At 52.2% G+C, this 18,377-nt stretch carries 11 protein-coding genes; 9 read left to right on the top strand and 2 right to left on the bottom strand.

All coding sequences use genetic code 11. The features are described 5' to 3' along the window. Window positions 1-50 precede the first annotated feature (50 nt). From xylF to ACO0LD_RS07285, 9 genes are all read left to right on the top strand, one after another. On the top strand, window positions 51-1,064 hold the full coding sequence (gene xylF, locus ACO0LD_RS07325) for a D-xylose ABC transporter substrate-binding protein (protein WP_423005229.1): 1,014 nt from the start codon (window positions 51-53) through the stop codon (window positions 1,062-1,064). Window positions 1,065-1,149: 85 nt separating this feature from the next. Then, complete coding sequence (xylG, locus tag ACO0LD_RS07320) at window positions 1,150-2,727, top strand: D-xylose ABC transporter ATP-binding protein (RefSeq protein WP_423005227.1); 1,578 nt, start codon at window positions 1,150-1,152, stop codon at window positions 2,725-2,727. Window positions 2,728-2,769: 42 nt separating this feature from the next. After that, a complete protein-coding gene (locus tag ACO0LD_RS07315; RefSeq protein ID WP_423005225.1) occupies window positions 2,770-3,912 on the top strand; it encodes a sugar ABC transporter permease in 1,143 nt (380 codons plus the stop codon). Window positions 3,913-4,413: 501 nt separating this feature from the next. Then, complete coding sequence (locus ACO0LD_RS07310; protein WP_423005223.1) at window positions 4,414-6,834, top strand: glycoside hydrolase family 3 N-terminal domain-containing protein; 2,421 nt, start codon at window positions 4,414-4,416, stop codon at window positions 6,832-6,834. A gap of 167 nt (window positions 6,835-7,001) precedes the next feature. Beyond that, complete coding sequence (locus ACO0LD_RS07305; protein WP_423005895.1) at window positions 7,002-8,237, top strand: XylR family transcriptional regulator; 1,236 nt, start codon at window positions 7,002-7,004, stop codon at window positions 8,235-8,237. Beyond that, entirely contained in the window at window positions 8,227-9,276 is a 1,050-nt protein-coding gene (locus ACO0LD_RS07300) for an aldose epimerase family protein (protein WP_423005221.1), read from the top strand. Before ACO0LD_RS07305 ends, ACO0LD_RS07300 begins: the two co-directional genes overlap by 11 nt. Window positions 9,277-9,626: 350 nt before the next feature. Further along, window positions 9,627-12,467, top strand: a complete 2,841-nt coding sequence (locus ACO0LD_RS07295) for a glycosyl hydrolase 115 family protein (RefSeq protein ID WP_423005220.1) — start codon at window positions 9,627-9,629, stop codon at window positions 12,465-12,467. Between the two features lie 34 nt (window positions 12,468-12,501). Next, entirely contained in the window at window positions 12,502-13,797 is a 1,296-nt protein-coding gene (locus ACO0LD_RS07290) for a glucarate dehydratase family protein (protein ID WP_423005218.1), read from the top strand. Window positions 13,798-13,841: 44 nt separating this feature from the next. Then, window positions 13,842-15,116, top strand: coding sequence for an SGNH/GDSL hydrolase family protein (locus ACO0LD_RS07285; protein WP_423005216.1), 1,275 nt, complete (start codon window positions 13,842-13,844; stop codon window positions 15,114-15,116). A 29-nt stretch (window positions 15,117-15,145) separates the two neighbouring features. On the opposite strand, the gene ACO0LD_RS07280 is transcribed toward ACO0LD_RS07285, so the two are convergent. Together ACO0LD_RS07280 and ACO0LD_RS07275 are read right to left on the bottom strand one after the other, a co-directional pair. Beyond that, window positions 15,146-16,255, bottom strand: a complete 1,110-nt coding sequence (locus tag ACO0LD_RS07280) for a LacI family DNA-binding transcriptional regulator (protein ID WP_423005214.1) — start codon at window positions 16,253-16,255, stop codon at window positions 15,146-15,148. A gap of 89 nt (window positions 16,256-16,344) precedes the next feature. Continuing rightward, window positions 16,345-18,000: a DUF5597 domain-containing protein gene (locus tag ACO0LD_RS07275; RefSeq protein ID WP_423005212.1), complete on the bottom strand. Its 1,656-nt coding sequence runs from the start codon at window positions 17,998-18,000 to the stop codon at window positions 16,345-16,347. Window positions 18,001-18,377 lie beyond the last annotated feature (377 nt).

Genomic DNA, 18,377 nt, shown 5'->3' with positions numbered 1-18,377 from the left:
TGGGATTGGCAATGCCAATACCCATGCTTTAATCCAAACGGAGACAAAAAATGAATACCAAAGTAAAAATTGCTATCCTCAGTGTCATGCTTGCCCTGGGTGGCAGTATGGCTGGCAGTGCCCACGCTGATGCCAAGAATCCAAAAATCGGTTTTTCCATCGATGACCTGCGGGTAGAGCGCTGGGTCAGGGACAGGGATTTTTTTAGCGCAGAAGCAGAAAAACTCGGTGCAAAGGTATTTGTGCAATCAGCCGACGCCAGTGAACAACGCCAGATTTCCCAGATAGAAAACCTGATCTCGCGTGGCGTTGATGTACTGGTGATCGTACCCTACAACGCCACGGTATTGAATAATGCCATCCGCGAAGCCAAGAAAGCCAATATCAAGGTGGTGTCGTATGACCGCCTGATCCTGAATGCAGATATTGATGCCTACATTTCGTTCGACAATGCCAAGGTCGGTGAAATGCAGGCCGAAGGCCTGGTGCAATTGAAACCGAAAGGCAATTACTATTTGCTGGGTGGTGCGCCTACCGACAATAACGCCAAGATCTTGCGTGAAGGGCAGATGAAGGTCTTGCAGCCCCTGATAGACAAAGGCGATATCAAGGTCATCGGTAAACAATGGGTGAAGGACTGGAGCGCTGCTGAAGCCATGTCCATCGTCGAAAATGCCCTGACTGCAAATAACAACAAGATTGATGCCATCGTTGCGTCCAACGACGGCACTGCCGGTGGTGCGATACAGGCGCTGGCTTCACAAAAACTCAGTGGCAAGGTGCCAGTCTCCGGGCAGGATGCCGACCTGGCCGCCGTCAAACGCGTGATGGCCGGTACCCAAGCCATGACCGTCTACAAGCCTTTGAAACTGATCGCTTCTGAAGCTGCCAAACTGGCCGTGCAACTGGTGCGCAATGAAAAGCCTGCCTACAATTCCCAATACGACAATGGCTTTAAAAAAGTCAGCACTTTACTCTTGAAACCTATTCCCCTGACCAAGGCAAATGTGAACTTGCTGGTTGATGAGGGTTTCTATACCAAGGCACAGCTTTCTGCCAACTGATACAGCATGCAGTTAAGACCAAGCCTGATGGGCCAGGTTTGGTTGTTTGTGTTGGCTTGTTCCAGGTTCTTCCGAGAAAAATAGCATGTCTGAATATTTGCTGGAAATGAAGGATATCGTCAAACAGTTTGGCGGTGTCAGGGCTTTAAACGGTATCGACATCAAGGTCAGGGCTGGCGAATGCATAGGCTTGTGCGGTGAAAACGGGGCTGGCAAATCCACCCTGATGAAGGTGCTGTCCGGTGTCTACCCGCATGGCAGCTGGGATGGTGAAATCCTGTGGGAAGGCAAGCCCTTGAAGGCGCAGTCCATACGCGATACTGAATCGGCGGGCATCATCATCATCCATCAGGAATTGATGCTGGTGCCAGAATTGTCAGTCACCGAAAACCTGTTTTTGGGGAATGAAATCACCCTTCCCGGTGGCCGCATGGACTATGCCGCCATGAACAAGCGGGCCGAAGAACTACTGCGTGAATTGAATATCCCTGAAGTCAATGTAGTACTGCCGGTCAAGAACTATGGTGGCGGCCACCAGCAATTGATAGAGATAGCCAAAGCACTCAACAAGCAGGCCAAACTGTTGATACTGGATGAACCTTCATCTTCACTGACGACATCAGAAATCACGGTCTTGCTGGATATTATCCGCGCCTTGAAGGCCAAGGGCGTGACCTGCATTTATATCTCGCACAAGCTCGATGAAGTCGAAGCCATCTGCGACACCATCGTAGTGATACGCGATGGCCAGCATATTGCCACTACACCCATGGCCGATATGAGTGCAGAACGCATCATCGCCCAGATGGTGGGGCGTGAAATGAGCCAGCTTTATCCAAGACAAGATCATACCATCGGTGAAGTGGTGTTTGAAGCACGCAATGTGACCTGCTATGACACAGAAAACCCGCAGCGCAAGCGTGTCGATGACATTTCATTCACTCTGCGCCAGGGTGAGATTCTGGGTATAGCCGGGCTGGTTGGTGCTGGCCGTACTGAACTGGTGTCGGCTCTGTTTGGTGCCTACCCCGGTGAATATGAAGGTGAAGTCTGGCTGAACGGCCGCAAGCTTGATAGCAGCAGCCCGCTGAAATCCATACGCGCTGGGCTGGCCATGGTGCCGGAAGACCGCAAGCAGCATGGCATCGTCCCCGACCTGGATGTGGGCCAGAACATGAGCCTGAGCGTCTTGCATGAGTTCGCCCGCATGAGCCGCATCGACAAGGAAGCGGAACTGAAGACCATACGTACAGAAATCGCCAGCATGACCCTGAAAACCGCCAGCCCGTTTTTGCCGATTACCAGCCTGTCCGGCGGTAACCAGCAAAAAGCAGTGCTGTCGAAGATGTTGCTGACCAAACCCAAGATTTTGATACTCGATGAACCGACACGCGGTGTCGATGTCGGTGCCAAGTATGAAATCTACAAACTCATGTTTGAACTGGTGAAGCAGGGCATGTCCATCATCATGGTGTCGTCTGAACTGGCTGAAGTGCTGGGTATTTCTGACCGTGTGCTGGTGATAGGTGAGGGCAAATTGCGCGGCAACTTCATCAATCAGGATTTGACGCAGGAAACCCTGCTGGCGGCGGCGCTGGATCAAAGCCATGTACTAGCACCGAACCAGTCAAGCCAGGCAAGTCAATTAAGCCCTGTGCAATGATCACCCGTCTGATGCCATTCATCGCTATCGGTAAAAATTAAAATGAAAAACCTGAATATCAAACAGCTGTTCACACAATACAAAATGCTGGCCCTGCTGATTGCCATTGCATTGATCTGGGCTTTCTTCAGCTGGAAAACCGAAGGTGGTTTCATTACACCGCGCAATCTGTCCAACCTGATGCGACAAATGTCGATTACCGGCATCGTCGCCTGTGGCATGGCGCTGGTGATTATCGCTGGTGAGATTGATTTGTCTGTCGGTTCCTTGCTGGGTTTGCTGGGCGGTGTGGCAGCCGTGCTGGATGTGACCCATCATTTACCTTTGCCATTAAATCTCATGGTGGTGTTGATTTTCGGTTTGCTGATAGGACTGTTCAATGGTTACCTGACTGCCTACATGAAAATACCATCCTTCATTGTTGGCCTGGGTGGCATGCTGGCGTATCGCGGCATCGTGCTGGGTGTGACAGGCGGCACCACGGTAGCGCCAGTGTCTGCTGACATGGTGTATCTGGGTCAGGGTTATCTTTCGGCAACGACCGGTATCTTGCTGGGTATAGCCCTGTTTGCACTGGCAGTGTTTTTGACCTGGCAGCAACGCAACAAACGTGCGCAGCATGGACTGGAAGTCGCACCGCTGTCGCGTGACGGTATCAAACTTTCTGCGATTGCGGCGGTACTGCTGGCTTTCGTCATCACCTTTAACAGTTACGAAGGCATCCCCTTGCCTGTGCTGTTGCTGCTGGTCTTGCTGGGCATTTTCAGCTACATGACTACGCAAACCGTATTTGGCCGCAGGATTTATGCAGTAGGCAGCAATATGGAAGCCACCCGCCTCTCGGGCATCAATGTGAATGCCATCAAGCTGTGGATATTCGGCATCATGGGCTTGATGTGCGCGCTGGCTGGCCTCATCAATACCGCACGGCTGGCGGCAGGCTCACCTTCTGCCGGTACTTCGGGCGAGCTGGATGCGATTGCTGCCTGCTTTATCGGCGGCACCTCCATGCGCGGTGGCTCTGGCACGGTATATGGTGCCCTGATTGGGGCCCTGGTCATGGCCAGCCTGGACAATGGCATGTCCATGCTAGATGTGGATACCTACTGGCAGATGATAGTCAAAGGCTGCATCCTGACATTGGCAGTGTGGGTGGATGTCAGTACTCGCTCAGCAAAAAGGTGATTAGAACTCATTTCATCAGTAGGGTGAGATGCGTTTGTCTCATAACGTGGGCTGGCAAGGCGGACGAGGCAGTCAATAGCGGTGCTATTGGCAACGAGTCCAACGCAGTCCAGCACGCGTTATGAGACAAACCCTTCGGGAACTGACGATTTGGGCGCATTACAGCGTTGCGCCCCTTGCTAAGGCACCAGCCTTAGCTTCGCGTCACGCCTTGCACTGCATCCCAAATCGTCTTGTTCGCACTCATCCTATTTATGAAATGAGTTCTAGATAGTTCGCTCCAGAACTGGCAAGGATTTCCTTGCCTTGACAGGCGATTTCATAGGGATCGCCTTTTTTTATTTGCGCGCATCTCATTTGTAATCATGATGCGGCTTGGTGAGTTTCATAATTGTGCCAGCCTGGTTTTGCATGCAAGATGGGATGGCAGTCATCAGGCAATAGTTGGCCTGTGTCATGACCTGATGGTTTAAAAATAAAAAATAGATGGAGACAGATTCAATGAGTAATCAACGCAGGCAATTCCTGGCGTCCATGTCAGGCTTGACCGGTCTGGCCGGGTGGGCGGTGTTATCACCGACTATGGGGTGGGCAGCTACCGCAAAAGCGGGATCTAAACCCATCTACAAAGATGCTGCTGCACCACTGGCAACACGTGTTGAAGATCTGCTGGGGCGCATGACCCTGGATGAGAAAATCATGCAGATGCAATGCGTATGGCAAGACAAAAAACTGATACAGGAAGCCAATGGCGATTTTTCAGTCGCCAAGGCAGGCACAGTCTATCCTCATGGTCTGGGGATGATGGCACGCCCATCCGACCATCAGGGCATAGCCAAGGCTACTGGCGCAGGTGATGATGGTTCGGTGCCAAACCGCAATGCCTTGCAAACGGCCACCTATGTCAATGCCGTGCAAAAATGGGCCGTCGAACAGACGCGCCTGGGCATTCCGTTGCTCATGCATGAAGAAGCCCTGCATGGCTATGTCGCGCGTGATGCCACCTGCTTCCCGCAGGCGATAGGGCTGGCGTCTTCGTTCGACCCGGATATGGCGACCAGAATATTCAGCGTGGCGGCACGTGAGATGCGTGCACGCGGTGCCAATTTTGCGCTGGCACCTGTGGTCGACGTGGCACGTGAGCCGCGCTGGGGCCGCATAGAAGAAACTTATGGCGAAGACCCGCACCTGTGCGGCGAAATGGGCAAGGCTGCGGTGATCGGCTTCATGGGCCCCATGAGCAAAGACAAGAAACTGGCGAAAGACAAGGTATTTGCCACGCTCAAGCATATGACGGGCCACGGCCAGCCAGAAAACGGCACCAACATAGGCCCGGCAGAAGTCAGTGAGCGTACCTTGCGCGAAGAATTTTTCCCGCCCTTTGAAAAGCTGGTGCGTGAAACCAATATCAGCGCCGTCATGCCTTCCTATAATGAAATCGGTGGCGTCCCCTCGCATGCGAATCGCTGGTTGCTGACCAAGGTCTTGCGCGAAGAATGGGGCTTTAAAGGCGCGCTGGTGTCGGACTATTTCGGTATCAATGAACTGGTGACCAGGCATAAGCTGGTGCCCAATCCCAAAGAAGCAGCACTGCGCGCCATCAAGGCTGGTGTCGATATAGAAACACCGGATGGCCTGGCTTATCGCACCCTGGCAGAACTGGTCAAAGAAAAGCGCGTTTCTGAAGAAGAAATCAATCGCTGCGTGCGCCGGGTATTGGAACTCAAGTTCCTGGCTGGCCTGTTTGAAAACCCCTATGTCGATGCCAGCATTGCCGACAAACTGACTGCGACGCAAGATGCAGTGGCACTGGCGCGTGAAGCTGCCACCCGTTCCGTGGTCCTGCTTAAAAATGACAAGGGCTTGCTGCCGCTGAACGGCAAGAAGGTCGGCAAAGTCTTGTTGCTGGGTACACACGCCAAGGATTGCCCTATAGGCGGGTATTCTGACATCCCGCGCCATGTGGTATCCATCTACGAAGGCTTACAGGCGGAAAGCCGGGCCCAGGGTTTTGAACTCAGTTATGCCGAAGGTGTGCGCATCACCGAAGGCGGTCATGTCTGGGGACATGATGAAGTCAAATTCACGCCACCGGCAGTGAATGCCAAGCTGATTGCCGAAGCGGTAGAGGCGGCCAAATCTGCAGATACCATCATCATGGTATTGGGTGACAATGAACAAACCAGCCGTGAAGCCTGGGCCGATAACCATCTGGGTGACCGTGCCAGCCTGGATTTGATGGGCCAGCAAAATGACCTGGCCAAAGCGATTTTTGATCTGGGCAAACCGACCGTCGTCTTCTTGCTGAATGGTCGCCCGCTGTCCGTCAACCTGCTGGCCGAACGCGCAGACGCGCTGGTAGAAGGCTGGTACATGGGGCAGGAAACCGGCTTTGCAGCGGCGGACATTTTATTTGGCCGGGTCAACCCAGGTGGCAAATTGCCGGTGTCGATTGCGCGCAATGTCGGTCAGTTGCCGATTTATTACAACTACAAACCGTCGGCACGCCGTGGTTATCTGGATGCATCGACCAAACCCTTGTACCCATTCGGTTTTGGCCTTAGCTATACCTCGTTCAGTATTTCAGAACCACGCTTGTCCAGGGCCACGATGGGTGTTGGCGATAGCACCAAAGTCGAAGTCGATGTCAGCAATACCGGTGCCGTCAAGGGCGATGAAGTCGTGCAAATCTATATTCGCGATGATTTCAGTTCTGTCACCAGGCCGGTACTGGAATTGAAAGCCTTCAAACGCGTCAGCTTGAATCCGGGCGAAAAACGCACTTTGTCTTTTGATATCAAACCAGCAGATTTGTCGTTCTACAACATGGACATGAAACGCGTGGTGGAGCCGGGCAGCTTCACCATACATGCTGGTTCCAGCAGTGTTGATCTTAAATCAGTCAAATTGGTGGTGGTCTGAATATTAAAAGGAGTAGTCAAAAGAATCTATGTCGATGGGATATTGCCCTTGCCAGTGCTGGCATTCCTTTCAATCTTTTGAAATAAAAAGAGAAAAAAAGGGAAGGCAGTACAATATAAAAAGTATGGCAAGCAAGCCATCGCCCATGGAGAAGACCGAATATGAAGATGCCCAACTCGCATAGGATAGCCTTATTGTTCAATGCAAACAAAATCTATGACAGGGAAATCATTGCCGGGGTTGCCTCTTACCTGAGTTCAACCAGGGTATCCTGGGATTTGTTTCTGGAAGAAGATTTTCGTGCCCGCCTACATGGGATAGAACGCTGGCAGGGCGATGGCATCATTGCCGACTTTGACGATCCTGTCGTTTGTGAAGCCTTGTCGCATAGCCGGGTGCCGGTGGTGGCTGTCGGTGGTTCCTACGAAAACCAGGATCATTATCCACAGGGTGTTCCTTATGTGGCAACGGACAATTTCAAACTTATCAAGCTGGCCTATGATCATTTGATTGAGGCAGGCTTGCCGCGCTTTGCCTTGTTCAGTTTGCCAGATGCACCGGAAAATCGCTGGGCGCAGGAGCGTGAAAATGCCTTCCGCCATCTGATGAAACGTGATCGCCTGACGGGAGAAATTTATCGCGGCCAGATTACCAGCGCGCCATCCTGGGATGAAGCGGTCGAGCAATTGATCAAATGGCTGGAAGGTTTGCCCAAGCCAGTAGGTATCATCGCGGTAACAGATGCACGCGCCAGGCAATTATTGCAGGCCTGTTTGATTGCGGGTATCGCCGTACCAGAGCAAGTCGCCCTGATAGGCATAGACAATGATCCACTGGCGCGCATGCTGACCCGGATACCACTGAGTTCTGTCATGCAGGGGGCAGAGGAAATGGGGCGCACTGCTGCTCATCTCTTGCACCAGATGTTGAATGGTGCCCGCATTGCCAGCACCAGGATACTGGTGCCGCCGGTTGGCATCAATGTCCTGACCTCTTCACGCTTTGAAACACCCAAGCATCCGCACGTGATGCAGGCGCGCCATTTCATCCGCCAATATGCCTGCCAGGGTATCAAGACCGAGCAGGTGGCTGACTATGTCGGCATCTCCCGTTCTTCGCTGGAATCCTATTTCCGGCAAGAGCTGGGGCGCAGCGTCCATGACGAGATTTTGCATTTCAAGCTTGAAGCAGCAAAGGCCATGCTGGCTAGCGGACAATCGAGTATTGCCGACGTTGCAGTCAGTTGCGGCTTTACCACCATACAGTATATGCATGCCGTTTTTAAACGGGAACTGGGTTGTACACCGCGCAAATATCAGGAAAGCCTGACGCAGGCAGAAGCAAATGCCGCAGGCCTGCCACATCCACAAACTCAACTTGCCGAGCAAAGTGATGACGAATAAAAAGCTAGTTTCCTGCACTGTCAAAACAGCAGATGAAAATATTTATACCCTGCGCAATGCGCATGATATGCAGTTGAGTATCAGCGACCGTGGTGCATCGCTGGTTTCATGGCTGACGCCTGACCGATATGGCCGCATAGGTGATGTCTTGCTGGCGTATGCAGATGCCCACAGCTATCAGCAAAACCCCTATTATTTTGGTGCCATCATAGGTCGCTGGGCGAACCGCATTGCTGGGGGACATTTTTCCATTGATGGCAGCAATTTTTCAGTTGACTGCAATGATGGCGATCATCATCTGCATGGCAGTAATAGCGGCTTTCATACCGCCCGCTGGGATGTCATGGAAGAGACAGATGGCATACGCATGTTGCTGACTTCGGCTGATGGCGATGCTGGTTTCCCTGGCAATCTTGAAGTGCAGGTCATTTATCGCCTGGATGATGAAGGCAGCCTGAGCATAGAATATGAAGCCAGGTCTGACGCGCCTACTGCCATCAACCTGACTTCGCATCCCTACTTCAACCTGAATGCGGGCACATCTGATATCAAAGACCAGCTTTTGTTTATTGATGCATCGCATTACCTGAAAATCGATGAAGCGGGTATCTCCAGCGAATTGGCTTCCGTTGCTGGCAGTGCCTTTGACTTTCGCCAGCCCGCACCCATAGGCCCAAGGCTGGCATGGCCAGACCAGCAGATTTTGATGGCAGGCGGTTTTGATCATTGTTATTGCGTGCAGGCAGAATTGAATGGAAAACCTGGCACTGTGCGTGAAGTGGCCACTGTGTACGACCCCGGCTCAGGACGTAAATTATCTGTTTCCACCGATCAGGCTGGCCTGCAATTCTATAGCGGCAATTTCCTCAACGGCGTGGCCGGACGCGATGCGCGTGACTATGCAGTACATGATGGTTTTTGCCTTGAGGCGCATGCTTATCCCAATCAAATCAATGGGCCCTATGCAGAAGCGGTGATCTTGCGCGCAGGCGAAGTGTATCGCCAAACCACGATCTACAGAATTTCACTGCAAAGCTGAAACGAAGCTGGATTGAAGCCGAATTAACGCTGAATTCAAATTGAATCGAGGCTGGCAGCATTTCATCAGCCTGTCTTGCTACGTCCGTCTACCGTATCGTCCGGGGCCTGAAAATGGCTGAGTGTAATCATGATCGTGATTGGTGAGTTTCATAATTGCACAAAACAGTGGCGGAGTTCATTGTTTAGCTTGCACAAATTCAGAACAGGAATTTGTAGCTTATAAAAATAAACTATAAATTGAAACGAGAATTGAGACAAGAAAATGCAAATTAATGAACTGGTGCACGCCACCGTGCTCGTATGAGCAGACAGTTTTCAAAATGGATATTTTTTGCCGCTTGTCTTTTCATGGCTGCGGCCAATAATTGTTTTGCTCTTGGTGAAAAATCCTATGTCACTCAAGTGGCAGCCGCTGGTGACATGGTCCTGGTCAACGCCAGCAGTGCAGCCACTCTGTATGTTGATGTGGCTGACCATGCTGGTGTCCAGCGTGCGGTAGTTAATCTGCAAAAAGATTTAGAAGGCATTACAGGTAAAAAGCCGGTCATCACCAATGACGTACAAAGCCTGAAGGGCCAGGCTGTCATCGTCGGTACCATAGGAAAAAGCAAGCTCATTGATCAACTGATTGCAGCGCATAAGATTGATGTCAGCGGCATTGTGAATCAATGGGATGCATATCAACTGGTGACGGTGCAAAATCCCTTGCCGGATGTGGCGCAGGCGCTGGTGATTATCGGTGCCAATAAACGCGGCGGTGTGTATGGTGTGTATGACCTGTCTGAACAGATAGGTGTGTCACCCTGGTACTGGTGGGCGGATGTACCTTTGAAAAAGAAGAGCAGTATCGCAATCCAGAAGAATACCCTGGTGCAGGAAATTCCCAAGATCAAATATCGCGGTATTTTTTTGAATGACGAAGCGCCAGCGCTGACGAATTGGGTCGTCAAGAATTACGGCAATTACAATCAGCAGTTTTATGGCAAGGTGTTTGAATTGCTGCTGCGTCTAAAGGCCAATTACCTGTGGCCCGCCATGTGGAACAATGCCTTTAATGTCGACGATGAACAAAACCGCTTTTTGGCGGATGAAGTCGGCATCATCATGGGTACCTCGCATCACGAACCCATGATGCGTGCCCATAAGGAGTGGACGGCAGAAAACGGTAAATGGGATTACCAGAGCAATAAGGCCAGACTCTATCCCTTCTGGGAAGGCGGCGTTGCCCGCAACAAGAGTCAGGAAAGCCTGATCACCATAGGCATGCGTGGTGATGGTGATGAACCGATGTCGGAAAGTGAAAACATCTCGCTGCTGGAAAACATCGTCAAGGACCAGCGCCAGATCATCAGCAAGGTACATGACAAACCAGCCACTGAGGTACCGCAAGTCTGGGCCTTGTATAAAGAAGTGCAGGCTTACTATGAAAAAGGCATGCGCGTGCCGGATGATGTGACCTTGCTGTGGTGCGATGATAACTGGGGCAATATCCGCCGCCTGCCCAAGCCGGAAGAACGCAAGCGCGCCGGTGGCGCCGGTGTCTACTACCACTTTGACTATGTCGGCGGCCCGCGTTCTTACCGCTGGATCAATACCAATTCCATTGCCAAGGTATGGGAGCAAATGGACCTGGCCTATCATTTTGACGCCAGGCAGATATGGATAGTCAATGTCGGCGATTTGAAGCCCATGGAATATCCCATAGAGTTTTTCTTGCGCATGGCCTGGAACCCGGAGCAGTGGCCGAAAGAACGTATTCCAGAATTTGGCAAGCTATGGGCAGAACGTGAATTTGGTGCGGAACATGCAGAGGAAATCGCCGCCTTGATGACCGGTTATTCACGCCATAATTACCGCCGCAAGCCAGAACTGCAAGATCCGACCACCTACAGCCAGTTGCATTACGATGAAGCAGATCGCGTGACGGCGGAGATCAGGGATTTGCGCAGCAGGGCAGAAGCACTGTATGCAAAGATGCCAGCAGACTACAGGGATGCGTTTTTCCAGTTGGTGCTGCACCCGGTCAAAGCCAGTGCCATCGTCACCGAGATGTATGACATGGTGGGTAAAAATCATTTGTATGCCAGGCAGGGGCGGGCTTATGCAAACGATTATGCGGACAAGGCGCGCGCATTGTTTGAAGCCGATGCTGATTTGCAGCGCCAGTACGATACCGAACTTAGCCATGGCAAGTGGCAGCACTTCATGGACCAGACCCATATCGGCTACATCCACTGGGACCAGCCCGCCGCAAATACCATGCCTTTGCTGTATGACTTGCAGCCACACAATGGCGCGGACATGGGCGTGGCAGTTGAAGACATTGAACCGGCCTGGCCACAGAATGCGGCATCAGTCTGGCCGCATCAGGGCAATTATCAACTGGCACGTTTTGACCCTTTTGGAAAGCAGCAGCGCACTATCACGGTGTTTAACAAGGGAACCAAGGCATACAAGTTCACCGCCAGGGTCAGTGCACCCTGGATTATCCTCAGCGATACCAGCGGCCAGGTGACCAGCAGCCAAGACATCAAGGTGTCCATAGACTGGGGCAAACTACCCAAAGGCAAGGCTGAAGGGACGATAGACATCAAAGGCACGGGCTGGGGTGGTGCCAGCATTAAAGTAGCTGCCCTGAATGTCGCGCCGCTGCCGCAAGACTACAAAGGTTTTGTCGAGTCAGATGGCAATGTGACGATAGAGGCAGAACACTATAGTCAGGCAAAGAATGCAGGCCAATTTTCCTGGCAAAAAATCCCGGAACACGGGCGACACTTGTCTTCCATGGCCGTGTTTCCCAGAAACGACAGGCATTTTACCGACCTGAGCCAGGCACCTTACCTGGAATACACGACCTACCTGCATTCGACTGGTGATGTCAGCATAGATACGATTTTCGCACCTACGCTGCCTTTTTCCGAGGGGCCGGGTCTACGTTTTGCCATCGCCATTGATGATGAAAAGCCCCAGGTTTTCAATATAGTCAAAGACATGAGTTTAAAGGCATGGGAAGACTCAGTGCGAAACGAGATGCGTAAAATCAGCAGCAAGCACCACATCGCCAAAGCGGGAGTGCACCGCATACGTATTTACGGCATCGATGCCGGTGTCACGCTGCAGCGCATAGTCGTGAATACGGGTGGCTTGTTCGCAAGTTATCTGGGGCCACAAGAAAGCATGAAGCGCTAATTATTTGAAAACCATTTTTATGCATGGATGAACAATGAGTCAAACTATTCGCAATGCCAAGATGATGATACGCCAGGTACGTGTGACACCTATCGCATTTCGTGACCCACCTTTGTTGAACGCCAGCGGTATTCATGAACCATGGGCACTGCGCAGCATCATAGAAGTTGAAACGGCAGATGGGCGTATCGGCATTGCGGAAACCTATGGTGATCAACCCATGTTAAAGGTGCTGGAGCAGGCCAGGACCTTGCTGGCAGACCTGACACCGTTTGACCTGACTGTCATGGAAGAGCGTGTGCGTAAGAATATCCTGTCCACTGGCGGTGGCGCAGGGGTACAGATAGAACTGGCACCTGGTTCACATACCAACAAGAATGCAGACAAGGTCATCAGCGCGCTGGAAGTGGCGATGCTGGATTTGCAAGGCCAGATCCTGGGTTTGCCAGTTTGTGATCTGCTGGGAGGTGCGGTGCGCAAGGCGGTGCCGTATAGCGCCTATCTGTTCTACAAATATGCCACGCACGTAAACAATCCTTATCCGGCAGATGCCTGGGGTGAAGCGTTGACGCCAACACAAATCGTCAAACAGGCGCAGAGCATGATTGCGCAATACGGTTTTAAAAGTATCAAGCTGAAAGGTGGTGTCATGCTGCCAGCGCAAGAAATCGCTGCCATCAAGGCTTTGCGCCAGGCTTTTCCCACTCTGCCATTGCGGCTGGACCCGAATGCCAACTGGTCGCTGGAAACCAGCATCGCCGCAGCCAAAGAACTGGATGATCTGCTGGAATATTATGAAGACCCAACACCAGGGCAAATAGGCATGGCCGAATTATCCAGGCATTGCGAAGCACCACTGGCAACCAATATGGTGGTCACCACCATGGAGGAATTTAAACGCAATGCCTCTACCCATGCGGTGAGCATACTGCTGTCTGATCACCATTACTGGGGTGGCTTGCGTGCCACGGTATCACTGGCACGCATGTGTGAAGTATTTGGCATGGGCATGTCCATGCATTCCAATTCTCATCTTGGTATCAGCCTTATGGCCATGACCCATGTGGCTGCTGTCATTCCTGGTCTGACCTATGCGTGCGATACCCATTATCCCTGGCAGGAAGAAGACGTCATCAAGGGCGACAGGGTGCGTTTCGAAGATGGGGCGGTACCCGTGCCAACAACACCAGGTCTGGGTGTGGAAATTGATTACGTCAAACTGGCGGTACTGCATCAGCAATATCTGGAATGCGGCATACGCAACCGCGACGACCTGGGGCAGATGCGCAAATATGATCCCGATTTCCAGGGCAGCAGCCCACGCTTCTGAGCTGGATGAACAGCAACTGCATAAAAAAATATAAGAGACAAAAAATGAGACATGCACAAAAACAGTTATACACGCTGGCGGCAAGTCTGCTGCTGACGACAGCAATATCACTGACTACTACCGCTCATGCAGCAGCTCAGCCAGACTGGCATTGGGTCTCTTCCTGGGGCGCGGCGCAACAGATACCCGAGCCAGAGAATATGCTGCCAGCTGCCAATTGGCGTGACGCCAGTTTGCGCCAGATTGTCCATGTCTCGCTGGGTGGTAGCCGTGTGCGTGTACGCTTCAGCAATGTATTTGGTGGTACGCCGCTGTTTATCGACAGTGCCAGCCTGGCCAGGGCAATCGCACCGGGCAAGACAGACATTGATACCGAAACCCTGCAAGCGCTAAAATTTTCTGGTCGCAGCAGCGTCATGATACCGGCAGGCAGCGAGTACTATAGCGATGCCGTTAATCTCCAGCATGCTCCTGCATCTGACCTTGCCATTTCCATGTATTTCAAGGGCGAACCGGTGCGCCAGACCAGCCACCCTGGTTCGCGCGCCAATAGTTTTTTTACCAAAGGTAACCGCATACTGGACCCGATCTGGCAAGATGCTGGCAAGGTCGCGCACTGGTATCAGATTGCCGATATTGAAGTGCAGGCACCACGCAATACTGGTGCCGTGGTTGCCATAGGTGATTCGATTACTGATGGCCACGGTGCCACGACCGATGGTAATAACCGCTGGCCTGATTTGCTGTCCGCACGCCTGATGAAAGAGGGTATGCCCGCCATGGCTGTAGTGAATACCGGCATAGGTGGCGGGCGCATGTTACGTGATGGCACTGGCCCCAATCTGGCATCGCGTTTTGATCGCGATGTGATTTTACGTAGCGGCGTGACACATGCGATTATCATGATAGGCGTCAATGACCTGGGTGGGCAGCATCGCAACGGTGACGACATTCCTGAAGCCAGAAAAAAGATGATGGATGACTTGTTCACTGCCCACCGTCAACTGGTTGAACGTGCCCATGCGCATGGTATCTGCGTCATTGGCGCCACCATCACGCCTTACACTGGCAGCGACTATTATCGTCCTGGCCTCAATAATGAAGAAGACCGTCAGGCCGTGAATGCCTGGATACGTAATTCAGGGGTATTTGATGCAGTGGCTGACTTTGATGCTGCCATCCGCGACCCTGCGCAGGCCGAATATATACGCAAGGATTATCACAACGGTGATTTCCTGCACCCTTCACCGGCAGGATTTCTTGCCATGGCGAATGCAGTTCCCCTGCCAGCATTGCAGAAATGCGAGATTGGCCGATGATTGCCAATGAGTGCCGATGAGTGCGGGGCCTAAGGTGCTACTTTGGCCAGAAACTGGGTGCGTGGTCGCAAGCGTGGTGCGGCGTCAGATTGTCGTCGCACCAGGGTATGGTCTATGCGTACATGTTCCGGCGCTTGCGGCGTGCCATTGCGCTGGCCGCGTATCTGTTGCAAAAGCAACTGCACTGCCGCTTCTGCCATGTCGGCAATAGGCTGGCGCACGGTAGTCAATTCTGGCCAGATGGTGGTGGCCAGTGAAGTATCATCGAAACCTGCAACGGTCAGGTCGCCTGGTACATCCAGCCCCAGCCTGTGGGCAATGGACACTACTGCTGCAGCCATGTCGTCATTACTGGCAAAGATCGCGGTGGGGCGTTCTGGCAAGCCCAGCAAGGCTTCTGCAGCGTCCAGGCCAGAACGGTAAGTGAACATGCCCTGTGTAATCAGTTCTGGCGCGCTTTCTACATTCTTTTCAGCGATGGCAGCTTTGAAGCCTTCCAGGCGACGGGCACTGGCACTCTGGTTAGGGTGGCCGATAATAAAGCCTATGCGATGATGACCAAGGGCGACCAGATGGCAGACCATGGCGTAAGCGGCCTCGTAATCGTCAATGCTGATACCACCTACCCGTGGGTCCGGCTGGCCGCAAGCCACAGTTACCGCCGGGGTGCCGGTAGCGGCAATCAGTTCGATCAGGCGGGCTGAGTCACATAATGGTGGCGGCAGGATAATGCCGTCTACCCCATTGGTGATCAGACGCTGGGCCTGTTCCACATCATGTTCATCAGCTTCACACTTTTCGACCACCAGTTGAATATTATTCGGGCTGACCTGGTTCAGCAGACCGACCAAAAATTCGCTCAGATAACCTGCGCTGGGGTTGCTGTACAAGAATCCTATGCGGATAGGTCGCAAGCCAGCCAGACGGCGGGCAGCCTGGTTGGGAATGTAGTTCAACTGGGCAATGGCGGCATCAACACGCGTGCGGGTTTGCTCGCGTACATTGCTGTCACCGTTCATGACGCGTGATACAGTCATTGCTGAGACACCAGCCAGCTTGGCCACATCAGACATGGTTGGAGCATGTTGCTGATTGTCAATTATGGCAACCGCCTCTTGTTTCACCTTGCTTTTCGTCATCTGCTTTGGAAATCCGTTTGAAAAATGGCACTTTGTTAGCGCCAAACTTTACCACAAGCTGCCATCGCTGGGGCTAACAAGCAGCAGACTTAGCGATAACGGTAAAGCTTGAGCTTCTGGATTGTCACCCCTTTATCCGGCAACATGATCTGCCTGCCTTGATGACTTTCATCGCCATTCAGCCAGCGCCCTTCAATCCATTTGCCATTTTCATAAGTGCCTTCGGTGATTTTTTCAAAACCTATCATGTCCCCGGCATTGCTGGCATCCTTGAACGTCACCGTCAGCCCTGTGCCCGCGATCAGGAATTCTGTATCTGACAGCTGGATGACCAAGCCGCCATGCGCTTCCAGGTCCTTGTTTTCGGTTTTGCTCCATTGCTTGTTCAGGTTAACCTGTAGCGCGTAGCTACCCATGGTGACTTTTTGCGGCGTGGAATCCACCACGCCATCATAAGAGACATGTGCCTTGAAGCCACGCATCTTGCCGCTGCCCTGGTACTCAGCTATCACGGGTGCCAGCTGTTTCAGTGCGCGATAAGCCTGTGGCAAGGTGTCATCTCCTTTGCCGTTACTGTCTTCTATGCCAAAGGGCGAGAAACCGAAGGCGTCATGTTCACCTATGGAGTAAAAAGCCTTGGCTGCCGCATCATGTCGCCCTGCATTATTCGCTTCTGGTATGAATAGGGGATTGTCAGGGCGTTTGAATTGCACTGCCCATTCAGTGAAGTTAGGGAAGTAAGTATCTATTGCCAGCACATCGATGGAGGGTGCTGCGGCTTTCCAGATGTCGAACAGATGTGGCAGTGGCCCGGCACTTGGGTATTCGCCAGGCTTCTTGCCCGGGCGGTTCAGTGCAGCATTGACATACATGGGTAAGGGGTAGGCAGATTTAGCTGCGGCTGTCATGCCTTCGACAAAGCTGGCATAGGCCCAGGCCTGAAAGACTTCTTCCGCCGCGACACTATTGCCAAATACCTCGGCCCAGTTACCATTCATGCGCTTGCCATTTGCGGTCCACAGTGTCTGTATAGCAGGATGCAGACTGCTGCGATGGGCTTGCAAATAATCCATCAATGCCTTTGGTACAGCTTCCTTATATGCCGTGTCAGCCAGTGGGCCATGGTCACGCGCATCTGGCAGCATGCCGATTTCATTCTCGACCTGCACCATGATCACCGTGCGTTGTGTATCTGCTTGTTTGAGGTGAGCCAGCAAAGCCTTGTAAGCGGCAGTATCAGCCGCCAGCGTATTGGGGCTGAAGGGCGTCAGTATTTCCTGTGCTGCACCCGCACGATTTTGCGCAAGCGGAAAACGCTGCTGGTCTCGTTTCACCCAGGCTGGCACATAGGTAGACATGGAATTTTTCCAGGCACCAAACCACAGCAAGATCAGGCGGGTATTGTTGGCACGGGCTTGTTGCAACATACCGTCCACTACACTGAAATCGAAACGGCCTTCTACTGGCTCTATCTGATCCCACTCCACTGGTGCCAGTACCGTATTGAGTTCAGCAGCTTTCAAGGCTGGCCAGAGCTTGTTCAGGTAAGTCAGGCTGGATGCTGACGAGTTATGCAGTTCGCCACCCAGTATCAGGAAGGCCTGGTCGTTGACCATGAGTTGCGTTGCCGTACCCTGTTTGCGCAAATAGGGCAGGGATTCAGCCGCAACTGCCGCTTGCAAGTCCAGCAGGGACAGTAGTAGCACGCAGGCAGAAATATAAGTACGGAGTTTTGGTGCTTTCATTACTTACCTTGCCTTCAATGTAAAAAAACACCGCCCGTGCAGACTGGCGGTGGGTAAAACCGCCCTATCTTCTCTGGATCGGGCGGGGGTAGACGGCGGCGCGGTCGTCACAACATTCAAGGCTGTTTGTATTCTTCGCTTGCATATTGGCAATCAGCCCCATTTTTTCTGAACACTTCCGTACTTGCTTAATACCTGATGTTAGCGCGATCATTATTCAGTTTAAAAGCTATATTGAGAGAGTGTCAATAAAAATATAAAAATTAATGTTGTGCGCTAACATTTTTCTATCCAAGTAGTTTATCTATGTGCGTAAGCTATTGCAGTGCAACAGCAGATCTGATGGAGAGCAGAATTCATTTCAGCAATTGCTATCG

This window comes from Undibacterium sp. Ji83W (genome assembly GCF_049340385.1).
Lineage (GTDB): Bacteria > Pseudomonadota > Gammaproteobacteria > Burkholderiales > Burkholderiaceae_D > Undibacterium.
Note: the sequence above shows the minus strand (reverse complement) of the source record. Positions and strands in the feature narration are given on the sequence as shown.

Excerpts from the sequence above, each read along its gene's own strand:
- ACO0LD_RS07310 (WP_423005223.1), top strand. The coding sequence starts at position 4,414 with ATGAGTAATCAACGCAGGCAATTCCTGGCGTCCATGTCAGGCTTGACC.
- ACO0LD_RS07280 (WP_423005214.1), bottom strand. The coding sequence starts at position 16,255 with ATGACGAAAAGCAAGGTGAAACAAGAGGCGGTTGCCATAATTGACAAT.
- ACO0LD_RS07290 (WP_423005218.1), top strand. The coding sequence starts at position 12,502 with ATGAGTCAAACTATTCGCAATGCCAAGATGATGATACGCCAGGTACGT.
- ACO0LD_RS07315 (WP_423005225.1), top strand. The coding sequence starts at position 2,770 with ATGAAAAACCTGAATATCAAACAGCTGTTCACACAATACAAAATGCTG.
- ACO0LD_RS07285 (WP_423005216.1), top strand. The coding sequence starts at position 13,842 with ATGAGACATGCACAAAAACAGTTATACACGCTGGCGGCAAGTCTGCTG.
- xylF (WP_423005229.1), top strand. The coding sequence starts at position 51 with ATGAATACCAAAGTAAAAATTGCTATCCTCAGTGTCATGCTTGCCCTG.
- ACO0LD_RS07295 (WP_423005220.1), top strand. The coding sequence starts at position 9,627 with ATGGCTGCGGCCAATAATTGTTTTGCTCTTGGTGAAAAATCCTATGTC.
- ACO0LD_RS07300 (WP_423005221.1), top strand. The coding sequence starts at position 8,227 with ATGACGAATAAAAAGCTAGTTTCCTGCACTGTCAAAACAGCAGATGAA.
- ACO0LD_RS07305 (WP_423005895.1), top strand. The coding sequence starts at position 7,002 with ATGCCCAACTCGCATAGGATAGCCTTATTGTTCAATGCAAACAAAATC.
- xylG (WP_423005227.1), top strand. The coding sequence starts at position 1,150 with ATGTCTGAATATTTGCTGGAAATGAAGGATATCGTCAAACAGTTTGGC.
- ACO0LD_RS07275 (WP_423005212.1), bottom strand. The coding sequence starts at position 18,000 with ATGAAAGCACCAAAACTCCGTACTTATATTTCTGCCTGCGTGCTACTA.